Here is a 14,352-nt window from a genome sequence, read left to right as displayed (position 1 = left end):
CAAAACGAACATGCCTATACAACATGTTTCGTTAATAAATAAAAGACATGAAATTATACGACTCAGAGAGTTAAGCGCAGAGTAAATTGCTTAGTTCAACGCTATCGAAGGTTCGATTGAAGGAGTGTACTGAAAGGTACATGACTGATTGAGAAACAAGATAACGCCGAAATAAGTGATTTAATCAAGCGAGAACACTTAAGGTTGTATGGTTAAGTGACTAAGCGTATACGGTGGATGCCTTGGCAATTGGAGGCGATGAAGGACGTGTTAATCTGCGATAAGCGTGGTTAAGGTGATAAAAACCGTTATAGACCACGATTTCCGAATGGGGAAACCCACCCTTTTAGGGTATCGCTAAGTGAATACATAGCTTAGCGAGGCGAACCCGGAGAACTGAAACATCTAAGTACCCGGAGGAAAAGAAATCAACCGAGATTTCCTAAGTAGCGGCGAGCGAACGGGAAACAGCCGAATCAGCATGGTTTAGTGGAATGCTCTGGAAAGTGCAACGATAGTGGGTGATAGTCCCGTACACGACAAGCCATGTTGGACATATTAAGTAGGTCGGGGCACGTGAAACCTTGACTGAAGATAGGGGGACCATCCTCTAAGGCTAAATACTCCCAATTGACCGATAGTGAACCAGTACCGTGAGGGAAAGGCGAAAAGAACCCCTGTGAGGGGAGTGAAATAGAACCTGAAACCGTATACGTACAAGCAGTAGGAGCATACTTGTTATGTGACTGCGTACCTTTTGTATAATGGGTCAGCGACTTATATTTTGTAGCAAGGTTAACCGAATAGGGGAGCCGTAGTGAAAGCGAGGGTTAACTGCCCGTCTAGTTGCAAGGTATAGACCCGAAACCCGGTGATCTAGCCATGGGCAGGTTGAAGGTTGAGTAACATCAACTGGAGGACCGAACCCACTAACGTTGAAAAGTTAGGGGATGACCTGTGGCTAGGAGTGAAAGGCTAATCAAACCGGGAGATAGCTGGTTCTCCCCGAAATCTATTTAGGTAGAGCCTCGGACGAATACTTACGGGGGTAGAGCACTGTTTGGGCTAGGGGGCCATCCCGGCTTACCAACCCCATGCAAACTCCGAATACCGTAAAGTAATATCCGGGAGACACACGGCGGGTGCTAACGTTCGTCGTGGAGAGGGAAACAACCCAGACCGCCAGCTAAGGTCCCAAAGTTCATGTTAAGTGGGAAACGATGTGGGAAGGCTTAGACAGCTAGGAGGTTGGCTTAGAAGCAGCCACCCTTTAAAGAAAGCGTAATAGCTCACTAGTCGAGTCGGCCTGCGCGGAAGATGTAACGGGGCTAAACATGACACCGAAGCTGCGGCAGCGCATTTATGCGCTGGGTAGGGGAGCGTTCTGTAAGTGGTTGAAGGTGAGTTGAGAAGCTTGCTGGACATATCAGAAGTGCGAATGCTGACATGAGTAACGATAATGGGGGTGAAAAACCCCCACGCCGAAAGACCAAGGGTTCCTATCCCATGCTAATCAGGGTAGGGTAAGTCGGCCCCTAAGGCGAGGCAGAAATGCGTAGTCGATGGGAAACAGATTAATATTTCTGTACTTTTAATCATTGCGATGGGGGGACGGAGAAGGCTAGGTGAGCACGGCGTTGGTTGTCCGTGTGAAAGTATGTAGGTTGACTGCTTAGGTAAATCCGGGCGGTTAGAACTGAGATACGAGACGACGCTCCACGGAGCGGAAGTCATTGATGCCATACTTCCAGGAAAAGCCTCTAAGCTTCAGATGATTAAGAACCGTACCCCAAACCGACACAGGTGGTCAGGTAGAGAATACTAAGGCGCTTGAGAGAACTCGGGTGAAGGAACTAGGCAAAATGGTACCGTAACTTCGGGAGAAGGTACGCCGGTGCTGGTGATGAGACGCGCTCTCTAAGCTGGTGCCGGTCGCAGTGACCTGGTGGCTGCAACTGTTTATTAAAAACACAGCACTCTGCTAAATCGAAAGATGACGTATAGGGTGTGACACCTGCCCGGTGCCGGAAGGTTAATTGATTGGGTTATCTTCGGAGAAGCTCATGATCGAAGCCCCGGTAAACGGCGGCCGTAACTATAACGGTCCTAAGGTAGCGAAATTCCTTGTCGGGTAAGTTCCGACCTGCACGAATGGTGTAATGATGGCCACGCTGTCTCCACCCGAGACTCAGTGAAATTGAAATCGCTGTGAAGATGCAGTGTACCCGCGGCTAGACGGAAAGACCCCGTGAACCTTTACTATAGCTTGGCACTGAACATTGAGCCTACATGTGTAGGATAGGTGGGAGGCTTTGAAACTTGGACGCCAGTTCAGGTGGAGCCATCCTTGAAATACCACCCTTGTATGTTTGATGTTCTAACATTGGCCCCTAATCGGGGTTGTGGACAGTGCCTGGTGGGTAGTTTGACTGGGGCGGTCTCCTCCCAAAGAGTAACGGAGGAGCACGAAGGTTTGCTAAGTACGGTCGGACATCGTACGGTTAGTGTAATGGTAGAAGCAAGCTTAACTGCGAGACAGACACGTCGAGCAGGTACGAAAGTAGGTCATAGTGATCCGGTGGCTCTGTATGGAAGGGCCATCGCTCAACGGATAAAAGGTACTCCGGGGATAACAGGCTGATACCGCCCAAGAGTTCATATCGACGGCGGTGTTTGGCACCTCGATGTCGGCTCATCACATCCTGGGGCTGAAGTCGGTCCCAAGGGTATGGCTGTTCGCCATTTAAAGTGGTACGCGAGCTGGGTTTAGAACGTCGTGAGACAGTTCGGTCCCTATCTGCCGTGGGCGTTGGATGATTGAGAGGGGCTGCTCCTAGTACGAGAGGACCGGAGTGGACGAACCGCTGGTGTTCGGGTTGTCATGCCAATGGCATTGCCCGGTAGCTATGTTCGGAATCGATAACCGCTGAAAGCATCTAAGCGGGAAGCGAGCCTCGAGATGAGTCATCCCTAGACCTTTAAGGTCTCTAAAGGGTCGTTGAAGACTACAACGTTGATAGGTTGGGTGTGGAAGCGCTGTGAGGCGTTAAGCTAACCAATACTAATTGCCCGTGAGGCTTAACCATACAACGCTTAAGTGTTCTCGAGCACTGATAATCAAATTACCTTACAGCTTTCTAATTGTTAGAACATATTCGTAAACGGTGTTTTAGGACATCGATTACAAAACAGCTTTGCCTGGTGGCAATAGCGCTGTGGAACCACCTGACTCCATTTCGAACTCAGAAGTGAAACGCAGCTGCGGCGATGGTAGTGTGGCATTTGCCATGCGAGAGTAGCTCACCGCCAGGCTCCAAATAAACAACCCCTTGCAGGAAACTGCGAGGGGTTTTTTATTGCTTGCGATTTATCTATTCGAGCATGGCAACCCCATGCGACTAATTCGTCTGGAACGAATTAGAACAGCTTTAGCTGGCCCGAAGGGCGGAGGGCAGGATGTCCGGAGTAATGTAGCTCAACGCTTTATTGTTTAAACCGACAGTTTCGTTAAGATGCTTGCTCCCTAGCTCGGTCGTCGTTCTTTGCCATCCCTGGCACCACGACACTCGGACTCCTGTCCATCGTTTTTTATTGCCTGCGATTTCAGTTCTATAGATATTGTTTTATCTTATTAATGAGTAACTCTTGTTTGATGGGCTTCGTAAGAAAATCATTCATACCGGCTTTAATACAGTCTTCTTTATCTTGTTCAAATGCGTTTGCTGTAAGGGCTATTATTGGGACCGTACAGTTATATTCCTTTCTTAGTATTCGAGTCGCTGTAACGCCATCCATGTTCGGCATGCTCATATCCATTAATATTAAATCGAAGGTTCTTTGTTTATACCTTTCTATTGCCTCTAAACCATCATGTGCGATTTCAATAATAGCTTGTTCTTTGAAAAGTATGGCTTTAACTATCTCTCTATTTATCTGGTTATCTTCCACAATAAGAATGGCTTTGTTAGCAATTTCCTTTTTTACAAAGCTGGCGGTATCGACGATTTCATCTAAGACTTCATTAAAGATCAACTTATCGATAGGCTTGGGTACTTTTTTAAGGTTCGTTTCATTCTTTAAGACCGCTTCTAATTCTAAATCGAACACTTCTAGGGCTGCTGATGAGATGATTACGTGAGGTGGTAATTTCTTAAGTTCGTAAAGTGTTTTTAGTAAATCATTACCACTTAAAATTGGCATGGCTAGATCAGTAATTAAAATGTGAGTCTCGGGAATTTCTTGTAAATAGGCTTCGACGCTATTAAATACTTTACAGTTTAAACCTCTCTGATCTATTAAGGATTTCAGCCGCAATTGACTGGTTTCCAAGTCGTCTATGACAACCACATTAAATTGATTTTGAACAGGTATAATGGTCTCGAGAGCTTTATCAGCAGAGCTTTCTTCTGCTGGGATCTTAATTATGAATTCGCTTCCTGCACCAAGCTCACTTTTGATTTCTATAGTCCCTTTAAATAGATGAAGTAATTCTTTGGTGATAGACATTCCTAGTCCTGTACCACCGTATTTACGAGTTGTTGACTGGTCTGCTTGGGTAAATCTATCGAAGATATGACTTAATTGTTCATCACTCATGCCAATTCCTGAGTCTTTTATACTGATGAACAATTGGGAGGTTTCATTTAGGTCATTTGGGTCACTGAGCCAATCTACTTTTATTTCAATTGATCCCTTTGCCGTAAACTTAACAGCGTTGTTTATGATGTTATTAAGGATTTGGCTTAGTCGTATGAAGTCGGTCTTAATATAGGCGGGTACTAAGTCACTTTTTTCATAACGGAATTCTAATCCTTTATTAATACTTACAGCAGAGTAATTGGAAAGCACAGTATCAAGTAAGTCGTTTATGTTGACGGAGCGGTATTCTAGCTGTAACTCACCAGCCTCTACCTTGGATAAGTCTAAAATGTCATTAATTAAGTTTAATAATTGTTTACCTGAAGACTGAGCTTTTAATAAGTACTCTTGGCTTTTTTCTGGATATTCTAACGCAAGGTCCATCATGCCAAACATTCCATTCATCGGTGTTCTGAGTTCGTGAGACATTGACGCTAGAAATTCAGATTTGGCTTTGTTAGCTCGCTCGGCGTCAATTTGAAGGCCTTTAGCTCGGTTTGCACTCTCTACTTCGTTTTTTAAACTGGCAAATACAACCTTTTCCATAGGATAAAAGATAAATATCGCTTCGAGCACCAGCACGAGCATAATAATGAGCCAAAGGAAATAACGATATTTGTTGAGTTCTGCAATGTTTTGTTTAGCTTGATGTTCAAATGCAGCGACAACAAGGTTTAAGTCAAACAGTAGCTGTTCATAAAAAGCTTGGCTAGGTTCAAATTGTGAACTTACCGAATGGTTTTTCGAAGTGGGATTCTCATTGCGTAGTTTTTTATTAGCGTACTCTAGTAGTTGATTTATCCTTTGATCTATCGATTGAGGTGAGTTGAAATACAGCTTGTTAACAGACTGAGGCAAGGGACTTTGCGCTTTTAAGTAATCGTGATTTTGCTTGAATCGCTCTAATGCCTCAATGGTCAACTCTTTGTTTTGCCCTAGCTTTGAAGAATCAGTTTCACCGTCGTAAATGCGGTTTAAGTACAATGCTATCTTTTGTGACAGCATACGTTGTTCACCAGCCCTATTGATTACTGTAGATTCTACCTTTTGCTGCTCAAGCATAGTGGCGAATTGGTATTCACTTATAGAAACAAGAATAGCAATCACACATAGAGCAGAGACGTAAAAAATACGGAGTTTGAGAGGTGTTACGTTTTTCAACTTTTAACTCTTTAATTTTTCGATTGTTTCAAAGAGTATAGTTGTAGATTTAGAATTTTCAGGGATAAAAAAAGCAGGATTTAATCCTGCTTTTTGAAGTCGTTAATGTTATTTGGCTTTTGGCAAAATAATCTTTGGTTCTTTTGCTTGCTTGTAAAGAACGAGCGTTTTGCCGATAAGTTGTACTTTCGTTGCTTTTGATTCGCGAACGATAGCTTCAACGTATAGAGTTAGCTCTTCGCGGTCTTCCGCAGGGATCTTTACTTTGATCAATTCGTGGATCGCCAAAGCGCTTTCAATTTCTGCTAGTACGCCTTCAGTGAAACCGTTAGCACCTAACTGAACCACTGGCTTTAACGAATGGGCTTGGCCTCGTAAAAATTGGATTTGTTTGTTAGTTAATTTCATTTAGTCTCAATTTAACAATGATAATTACTTGAATTAACGATATTCTACCCCACCTTACGTGTATTACCAATTTATATACTAATTTATGGCAAAAGATAAACGTTCTGCGAGCAGTAAACGCTGGCTCGAAGAGCACGTAAACGATAAGTATGTTAAAGAGGCCAACAAACGAGGTCTGCGTTCACGTGCCTATTTCAAAATAGAAGAGCTGCAAAAAAAAGATAAGCTAATGCAACCAGGTGATACGGTTGTCGACCTTGGTGCAGCACCGGGTGGCTGGTCTCAATACGCCAGTGAACTTATCGGTGATAACGGCACTCTAATCGCCTGTGATATTTTACCGATGGATCCAATTGTCGGTGTCGACTTTCTTCAAGGTGATTTCCGAGAAGGGAGTGTCCTAAATGCCCTACTTGATCGTATAGGTGGAAATACGGTTGATTTAGTAATGTCCGATATGGCACCAAACCTAAGTGGCAATGATGCGATAGACCAAGCAGGGTCAATGTATTTGGTCGAACTTGCACTAGATATGTGTCATCAAGTTTTGGGTAAAAACGGTAAATTTGCAGTTAAGGTGTTCCAAGGCGAAGGTTTTGACCAATTCGTGAAAGATGTTCGTAACGCTTTTACAACGGTTAAAGTTCGAAAACCTGATTCGTCACGAGCGAGGTCTCGTGAGGTGTATATAGTAGCTACAGGTTACAAACTATAGTAACCTTAAATTAATTAATAACAGGAAGAGGTTATTCCTTTGAGTGATATGGTTAAAAACTTAATAATCTGGCTGATGGTTGCGGTTGCGCTAATGTCTGTGTTCAACACGATCACCCCAGATGAAGCTGGTAACGGTAGCGAAAACTACACGCAGTTTATAAACGAAGTGCGTCAAGGCCAGGTTCGTGAAGTTAAAATTAACGACCGCCAAATTAAAGGCATTAAACGCAGTGGTGAAAAATTTGAAACTTTCATCCCAACTGCATATGACAAAGATCTTTTAAATGATTTGATTGAAAATGATGTTCGCATCGTAGGTGTTCCGCCAGAGGAACCTTCGTTATTGGCGTCTATCTTGATTTCGTGGTTCCCGATGTTGCTACTCATCGGTGTTTGGATCTTCTTTATGCGCCAGATGCAAGGCGGCGGTGGCAAAGGCGCAATGTCCTTTGGCAAGAGCAAAGCCCGCTTAATGAGTGAAGATCAAATCAAAACCACTTTCAAAGACGTTGCTGGCTGTGACGAAGCAAAAGAAGAAGTTCAAGAGCTAGTGGATTACCTTAAAGACCCATCTAAGTTCCAAAAACTTGGCGGTAAGATACCGAAAGGCGTTCTAATGGTTGGTCAGCCTGGTACAGGTAAAACGTTATTAGCAAAAGCGGTAGCGGGTGAAGCAAAAGTACCATTTTTTGCAATTTCTGGTTCTGATTTTGTTGAGATGTTTGTTGGTGTTGGTGCGTCACGTGTTCGTGATATGTTTGATCAAGCTAAAAAGTCTGCGCCTTGTATTATATTCATCGACGAAATCGATGCTGTAGGTCGTCAACGTGGCGCTGGTTTAGGTGGTGGTCACGATGAACGTGAACAAACGCTTAACCAAATGCTTGTAGAAATGGATGGTTTTGAAGGTAATGAAGGTATTATCGTTATTGCTGCGACTAACCGCCCTGACGTATTAGACCCTGCATTGTTACGCCCTGGTCGTTTTGACCGTCAAGTAGTGGTTGGTCTTCCAGACGTTCGCGGCCGTGAACAGATCCTAAATGTTCACATGCGCAAGGTACCAATTTCTAATGATGTTGATGCAGCTGTAATTGCTCGCGGTACACCGGGTTTCTCGGGAGCAGACTTAGCAAACTTAGTGAACGAAGCGGCGCTATTTGCAGCTCGTGGCAACAAACGCTTAGTTGATATGATTGATTTTGAGCGTGCTAAAGACAAGATTATGATGGGTGCCGAGCGTAAGACTATGGTGATGGACGATGCCGAAAAAGAAATGACGGCATACCACGAAGCTGGTCACGCTATTGTTGGTCGCTTGGTACCAGAACATGATCCAGTTTATAAAGTGAGTATCATTCCTCGCGGTAGAGCACTTGGTGTAACCATGTATTTGCCAGAGAAAGATCGCTTTAGTCACTCTAAACAACACTTAGAGAGCAATATTTCTAGCTTGTACGGTGGCCGCTTAGCAGAGCAAATCATTTATGGTGACGAAAAAGTTTCGACTGGTGCATCAAATGATATCGAACGAGCGACTGATATTGCTAGTAAGATGGTGACTCAATGGGGTCTGTCTGAAAAGTTAGGTCCATTGTTATATGCAGAGGAAGAAGGCGAAGTATTCTTGGGCCGCAGTGCATCAAAGCATAAGAGCTTCTCTGATGAAACGGCTCGTCTAATCGACCAAGAAGTTCGTGCTGTTATCGATCGCAACTATGACCGTGCTAAGAAGATCCTAGAAGAAAACATGGACATTCTGCATGCGATGAAGGATGCATTGATGAAGTATGAAACTATCGATGCAAAACAAATTGATGATTTGATGGAACGTCGCCCAGTCCGTGAGCCAGCGGGGTGGGATGACAAAGGCAACAACAAAGGTAGCTCGGACAATAAAGCTGATTCAGAGTCTACCCCAGTTGAAACATCAAGCACTGACAGCATGTCTGAATCGGATTCAAATAATATTGATGAAGATGTACAACCAGACAACAAGTAGGTTGATCAGCTAATCAAATGTTAAAGGCTCCTTGTGGAGCCTTTTTTATTCGTAAAATTAGGTACTGTCTTGATAATTCAGACGCGTTATAATCAGCGCAATTAAAACCAGGGAATTACATTAATGACTATCGATTTATCTTCTCCTGTCATAATGGGAATTTTAAATGTAACACCTGATTCGTTTTCGGATGGTGGCAAATTTAATTCGTTAGATAACGCTTTACGCCAAGCTGAGTATATGGTCAAAAATGGCGCACGAATATTGGATGTTGGCGGTGAGTCGACAAGGCCTGGCTCACAACCAGTAGATGCCAAGACGGAGTGCGAGCGCGTTATTCCCGTTATTAAAAAGCTAAAGTCAGAGTTTGATTGTGTCATCTCGCTAGATACCAGTAAGGCTGAAGTTATGTCTGAGGGTTTAGAAGCGGGTATCGACATTATTAATGATGTGTGCGCGCTTGGTAACCCAGGTTCGTTAGAAGTTGCTGCGCAAACAGATGTTCCGGTGTGCTTGATGCACATGAAAGGGACACCTGCAACTATGCAAATAAAGCCTCACTACGAAGATGTTGTTGAAGAGGTAATGGACTTTTTTGACCAGCGGATCAACATATGTGAACAAGCAGGCATTCGCCGAGAGAGGTTATGGTTAGACCCTGGATATGGTTTTGGTAAATCATTAAACGACAATTACAACCTTTTACAAAACTTAGATCGATTTTCGAAATACAAACTGCCAATATTGGCCGGTCTATCTAGAAAATCTATGTTAGGTAACTTATTAAATTTAGAAACAAGTGATAGAATGGTGAGCAGTGTCGTTGCCGCTACGTTAGCACTTACTAAGGGGGCTAACATTCTTCGCGTTCACGATGTGGAAGAAACGCACCAAGCAGTACAAATATATAACGCCATGGTTAATGGAGTAGGAAATGAGTAAGAAGTATTTTGGAACGGATGGCATCCGTGGTTTAGTTGGCCAATCACCTATCACCCCAGAGTTTGCCCTTAAATTAGGTTGGGCGGCTGGTAAAGTGTTTGCAAGTAATGGCAACAAAAAAGTATTAATCGGCAAAGATACCCGTATTTCAGGTTACATGTTAGAGACTGCTTTAGAGTCAGGTCTCATTGCAGCAGGTGTGGATGTGGGTCTATTAGGCCCAATGCCAACACCGGCAATTTCATATTTGACCCAAACGTTCAGAGCTGACGCCGGTATTGTGATCAGCGCATCGCACAACCCTTATTACGACAACGGTATTAAGTTTTTCTCAGCAGAGGGCACAAAACTCCCAGATGAGTTAGAGCACGAGATTGAAGCTATGTTAGACCAAGAAATGGTCTGTGTAGAGTCAGAAAAACTCGGTAAAGCGTTCCGTATTAATGACGCTGCAGGGCGTTATATCGAATTTTGTAAGAGCCGCTTTATGCAGGACTCTTTAAAGGGCATGAAAATCGTTGTCGACAGCGCCAATGGTGCGACGTACCACATAGCACCAAACGTATTACGTGAACTTGGCGCAGACGTTATCTCAATTTTTGCCGAGCCAAACGGCTTGAACATCAATGACCACTGTGGTGCAACTCACACTGATGCGCTTCGCAAAGCCGTCATTCAACATGATGCGGATGTAGGTGTTGCTTTAGATGGTGACGGTGACCGTCTAATCATGGTTGATGAAAAAGGCATGGAAGTAGACGGTGATGAGCTTGTATTTATCATTGCACGTCATGCCCTTAAGAAAGGTGAGTTGAAAGGCGGTGTGGTTGGTACATTAATGTCAAACCTTGGCCTTGAAATAGCTCTGAAAAACTTAAGCATCCCGTTCAAACGCGCCAAAGTTGGTGACCGCTATGTGATGCAGCTACTAAAAGAAAACAACTGGTCAATTGGTGGTGAGTCATCTGGTCACGTAATTAACTTAGATCATATCCCAACCGGTGATGGTATTGTCTCTGCGGTACAAGTTCTTGCTGCGATCGTTGATACGGGAATGAGCTTGTCAGAGCTTAAGTCTGGTATGCAAAAGCTTCCACAAGAGCTAATCAATGTTCGTGTACCAAAACACAAATTCCCACTTGAAGTTGATGAAGTAAAATTAGCGATTCAAGCAGGTGAAGTCGAGCTAGGTGATGAAGGCCGAGTGTTGATCCGTAAATCTGGTACCGAACCTTTGATTCGAGTTATGACCGAAGGTAAGGATGCCAAGTTAATTAAACAGGTTGCACAAAAAATAGCCGAAAAAGTGAAGGCATACGCAGAATAAGCGAACCATCACTTGTATATTGTGGCGAGGTTAGTTACTATCTCGCCGCTTAAATGAAGGAGAGGCTCATGGCCATTCGATTACCACTTGTTGTAGCGAATTGGAAACTAAATGGCGATCGCCAACTTTTGACTGAAATGGTTCAAAGCATCAAAGAATTAGATGCTGAAAAAGTAGAAACCGTTTTATGTCCACCTTACGTTTACTTGAATGAAAATACCGATGGCGTCAAAAAAGGCGCCCAATCTGTAGCAATTCAAGAGTCAGGCGCATTCACGGGGGAAATTTCTGGAAGAATGTTGCGTGACGTAGGCTGTCAATATGTTATTGTTGGACACTCTGAGCGCCGAGCTATGTTCGGTGAATCCAATGATACCGTTGCTAAAAAAGTATTAGCAACATTAGCTGCAGGCTTAATCCCTATCTTATGTGTAGGTGAAACAGACGAGCAGCGCGAAGCCGGTGAAACTATTGCAGTTATTACCGAGCAAGTTAAGTCAGTACTAGATGTATTGCCTAATTACTCAGACAGTATTGTAATTGCTTATGAGCCTGTATGGGCAATAGGCACAGGCAAAACGGCAACAAGCGAGCAGGCAGAAGAAGTTCACCTAGCGATTCGCAAGATTTTAGCCGGTTACAGCCAAGAATTAGCAGATTTAACACGCATCCTATACGGCGGTAGTGTTAAGCCTGACAACAGTGAAGAATTGTTCTCCAAGGAAAACATCGATGGTGGCCTAATTGGTGGTGCCAGCCTTGATGTGGAGGCGTTCACAAATATTTGCAAAAACGCAGTAGCTTAAGGTAAAAGCATGTACGAGATTCTAATTGTAGTTTATTTGATAGTGTCAATTGCCCTAGTTGGCATGATCTTGATTCAACAAGGTAAAGGTGCCGACATGGGCGCATCTTTTGGCGCTGGCGCTTCAGCTACATTGTTCGGTTCAAGTGGTTCAGGTAACTTTTTAACAAAAACAACTGCGATTTTAGCAACTTTGTTCTTTGTATTAAGTATTTTCATCGGTGCTCAAACAGCAAACTCTGTTAAGCAAGAAGACACTTGGGAAAACCTAGAAGTTCCAGCTGAAACAATTCCAGCTGCATCAGAAGAACTTCCAGTTGAGCCAACGCCAGCGGAAAATAAAGACGAGATTCCAGTAGGCTAAACAACTTTTAGCGGATGTGCTGGAATTGGTAGACAGGCAGCGTTGAGGTCGCTGTGTGCGAAAGCACGTGAGGGTTCAAGTCCCTCCATCCGCACCAATTAGACAAAACCAGGCTTTAGGCCTGGTTTTTTTATGCCTGTTGTAAATGGCTTGGCCTAGGTTGGTAACACGTTAGAACTGTGTCATATTTATTTTTGATAATTAAAATAATACATGGACAAGTGAATGACGTTCAAACCAAACAAAGGTCAAACTCATCAGGTACATAATCAACCGACTGCTTTAATCGGCCATAACGCATATCAACAAGACAAAATACTTCGGCACTATGTCTCAGCCTTTTATGGCCGCGACGACATTGCTTTGTTAAATGACTATGGGCAATTAGTCGGGCAAGAATTATTACATGCTGGGTTTGATGCCAATAAATACAAGCCAGAATTTGTTTCACATGATAGGTTTGGTCGCCGTATTGATGAGGTTAGCTATCACCCCAGTTATCATCAACTAATGTCGGCCGCAATGAAAGCCGGTCATCACAGTTTGCCGTTTAAAGATCATACAAGTTACCAAAACACAGATGAACAGCTAGGTTCTCACGTCATAAGAGCCGCATTGACGAGCCTTCACACTCAAGCCGACCCTGGTTCAGGCTGTCCTTTGACTATGACTTTTGCAGCTGTTCCTGCGTTTCAATGCTCAGAAAGTCTAGCTAAGGTTTGGTTGCCAAAGGTCCTTGCCAATCGATATGAACCCGACAATAAGCCTTATTTTGAAAAAAGTTCTGTCACTATTGGTATGGCGATGACAGAGAAACAAGGCGGAAGCGACGTAAGGGCGAATAGCACAGTCGCTTTTCCTTTGAAAAAAGGCGAAATTCCATACTCAGACAGCAAAGAACAAGTTGCATTGGCTGATGTCGATGAATTTGAACTGATAGGCCATAAATGGTTTTGTTCTGCGCCTATGTGTGATGCTTTTTTAACACTAGCTTATGAAGACGGTCACTCTCAATTGAGCTGTTTTGTCGTACCGCGTTGGCGACCTGATGGCACTAAAAACCCGATGGAAATTCAGCGTTTAAAGGACAAAAAGGGTAATATCTCCAATGCATCTTCTGAGATTGAATATCGCGGAGCGTTTGCTTGGCGCTTAGGGGAACAAGGAAAAGGCGTTAAAACGATTATCCAAATGGTTGGTCTTACTCGGTTTGATTGCATTGTCGGTTCAGCTACCTTAATGCACCAAGCCACACAACAAGCCGTGTTTCATTCAAAACATCGCCAAGCATTTGGTAAAACTCTGATTCAGCAACCGTTAATGCAAAATGTGTTAGCAGATTTAGCGCTAGAGTCTGAAGCTGCAATGGCTATCGCATTTCATACCGCTAGTTGTTTGCAAAGCGGTAACGAAGCGTTTGTTCGAGTTGCCTCTGCAGTGGGTAAATATTGGGTTTGTAAGCGCGCCGCAGCTCATACCGCTGAAGCAATGGAATGTGTAGGTGGAGTGGGATTGATAGGTGATAGTGTTTTTGCTCGCCTGTATACCGAGTCTCCGGTCAATGCGATTTGGGAAGGCTCAGGTAATGTGCAATGTTTGGATGTACTACGAATATTACAAAAAGACACGAATGGGCTTTCGTCTTTCCTCGATGAAGTAGGGCAGGCATTGGGTTTAAACAATTCTTTTGATAACTATTTTAAACAGATCCCTGAATTATTAACAAAGACACTCGATAATCATATTTTTGCTCGACGTTTAGTCGAGTCCATGGCATTGGCTTGGCAGGCATCTGTGTTATTGAGGTTCTCTGGTGATACAAGGTTGGCTGAGTTGTTTATAAACAGTCGTCTTACGGGAGGGCACTCGGGCATGTTTGGTACGCTTCTATTTGAAACGTCAAAGCCATATGAAGCAGAAGAGACACTCAGGTCTATAATAAATCGGTATGAGCTAGTCACGCTTTGACTTATAACTCTATGATCAAA

9 protein-coding genes, 1 tRNA gene and 2 rRNA genes are annotated in these 14,352 nt (G+C 43.6%); 10 read left to right on the top strand and 2 right to left on the bottom strand.

Translation table 11 applies throughout. From position 1 onward, the window contains the following. The first annotated feature begins 210 nt into the window (after positions 1 to 210). Together J1N51_RS05375 and rrf are read left to right on the top strand one after the other, a co-directional pair. A 23S ribosomal RNA gene (locus J1N51_RS05375) occupies positions 211 to 3,086 on the top strand. A 111-nt stretch (positions 3,087 to 3,197) separates the two neighbouring features. Beyond that, positions 3,198 to 3,312, top strand: a 5S ribosomal RNA gene (rrf, locus tag J1N51_RS05370). Positions 3,313 to 3,609: 297 nt separating this feature from the next. Here rrf and J1N51_RS05365 read toward each other — a convergent pair. Next, entirely contained in the window at positions 3,610 to 5,799 is a 2,190-nt protein-coding gene (locus J1N51_RS05365) for a response regulator (RefSeq protein WP_208832937.1), read from the bottom strand. Positions 5,800 to 5,907: 108 nt separating this feature from the next. Continuing rightward, positions 5,908 to 6,207 carry a ribosome assembly RNA-binding protein YhbY gene (gene yhbY, locus J1N51_RS05360; protein WP_208832936.1) on the bottom strand — a complete coding sequence of 100 codons (300 nt, stop codon included), beginning with the start codon at positions 6,205 to 6,207 and terminating at the stop codon, positions 5,908 to 5,910. Positions 6,208 to 6,292: 85 nt separating this feature from the next. Here yhbY and rlmE point away from each other — a divergent pair, with 85 nt between their 5' ends. The 8 genes from rlmE (at position 6,293) to J1N51_RS05320 (ending at position 14,332) form a co-directional block, all read left to right on the top strand. Further along, entirely contained in the window at positions 6,293 to 6,922 is a 630-nt protein-coding gene (gene rlmE, locus J1N51_RS05355) for a 23S rRNA (uridine(2552)-2'-O)-methyltransferase RlmE (protein ID WP_208832935.1), read from the top strand. A gap of 48 nt (positions 6,923 to 6,970) precedes the next feature. Then, positions 6,971 to 8,926: an ATP-dependent zinc metalloprotease FtsH gene (gene ftsH / locus J1N51_RS05350; RefSeq protein WP_208833333.1), complete on the top strand. Its 1,956-nt coding sequence runs from the start codon at positions 6,971 to 6,973 to the stop codon at positions 8,924 to 8,926. 123 nt (positions 8,927 to 9,049) lie between these two features. Further along, on the top strand, positions 9,050 to 9,868 hold the full coding sequence (folP, locus tag J1N51_RS05345; protein ID WP_208832934.1) for a dihydropteroate synthase: 819 nt from the start codon (positions 9,050 to 9,052) through the stop codon (positions 9,866 to 9,868). After that, positions 9,861 to 11,195 carry a phosphoglucosamine mutase gene (gene glmM / locus J1N51_RS05340; protein WP_208832933.1) on the top strand — a complete coding sequence of 445 codons (1,335 nt, stop codon included), beginning with the start codon at positions 9,861 to 9,863 and terminating at the stop codon, positions 11,193 to 11,195. The genes folP and glmM overlap by 8 nt, the downstream gene beginning before the upstream one ends. A gap of 68 nt (positions 11,196 to 11,263) precedes the next feature. Next, a complete protein-coding gene (gene tpiA / locus J1N51_RS05335) occupies positions 11,264 to 12,001 on the top strand; it encodes a triose-phosphate isomerase (protein WP_208832932.1) in 738 nt (245 codons plus the stop codon). Positions 12,002 to 12,010: 9 nt separating this feature from the next. Further along, a complete protein-coding gene (secG, locus tag J1N51_RS05330; protein WP_208832931.1) occupies positions 12,011 to 12,364 on the top strand; it encodes a preprotein translocase subunit SecG in 354 nt (117 codons plus the stop codon). A gap of 10 nt (positions 12,365 to 12,374) precedes the next feature. Then, positions 12,375 to 12,461: transfer RNA gene (locus tag J1N51_RS05325), tRNA-Leu, on the top strand. Between the two features lie 128 nt (positions 12,462 to 12,589). Beyond that, positions 12,590 to 14,332 carry an acyl-CoA dehydrogenase family protein gene (locus J1N51_RS05320; RefSeq protein ID WP_208832930.1) on the top strand — a complete coding sequence of 581 codons (1,743 nt, stop codon included), beginning with the start codon at positions 12,590 to 12,592 and terminating at the stop codon, positions 14,330 to 14,332. Positions 14,333 to 14,352: the final 20 nt, after the last annotated feature.

It is taken from the genome of Psychrosphaera ytuae, from assembly GCF_017638545.1.
Lineage (GTDB): Bacteria > Pseudomonadota > Gammaproteobacteria > Enterobacterales > Alteromonadaceae > Psychrosphaera > Psychrosphaera ytuae.
This window is presented reverse-complemented; position numbering and strand designations above follow the sequence as displayed.

Bases quoted from the DNA above. Each gene is read 5' to 3' on its own strand.
- secG (WP_208832931.1), top strand. From the start codon at position 12,011: ATGTACGAGATTCTAATTGTAGTTTATTTGATAGTGTCAATTGCCCTA.
- yhbY (WP_208832936.1), bottom strand. From the start codon at position 6,207: ATGAAATTAACTAACAAACAAATCCAATTTTTACGAGGCCAAGCCCAT.
- glmM (WP_208832933.1), top strand. From the start codon at position 9,861: ATGAGTAAGAAGTATTTTGGAACGGATGGCATCCGTGGTTTAGTTGGC.
- J1N51_RS05320 (WP_208832930.1), top strand. From the start codon at position 12,590: ATGACGTTCAAACCAAACAAAGGTCAAACTCATCAGGTACATAATCAA.
- tpiA (WP_208832932.1), top strand. From the start codon at position 11,264: ATGGCCATTCGATTACCACTTGTTGTAGCGAATTGGAAACTAAATGGC.
- rlmE (WP_208832935.1), top strand. From the start codon at position 6,293: ATGGCAAAAGATAAACGTTCTGCGAGCAGTAAACGCTGGCTCGAAGAG.
- folP (WP_208832934.1), top strand. From the start codon at position 9,050: ATGACTATCGATTTATCTTCTCCTGTCATAATGGGAATTTTAAATGTA.
- ftsH (WP_208833333.1), top strand. From the start codon at position 6,971: ATGGTTAAAAACTTAATAATCTGGCTGATGGTTGCGGTTGCGCTAATG.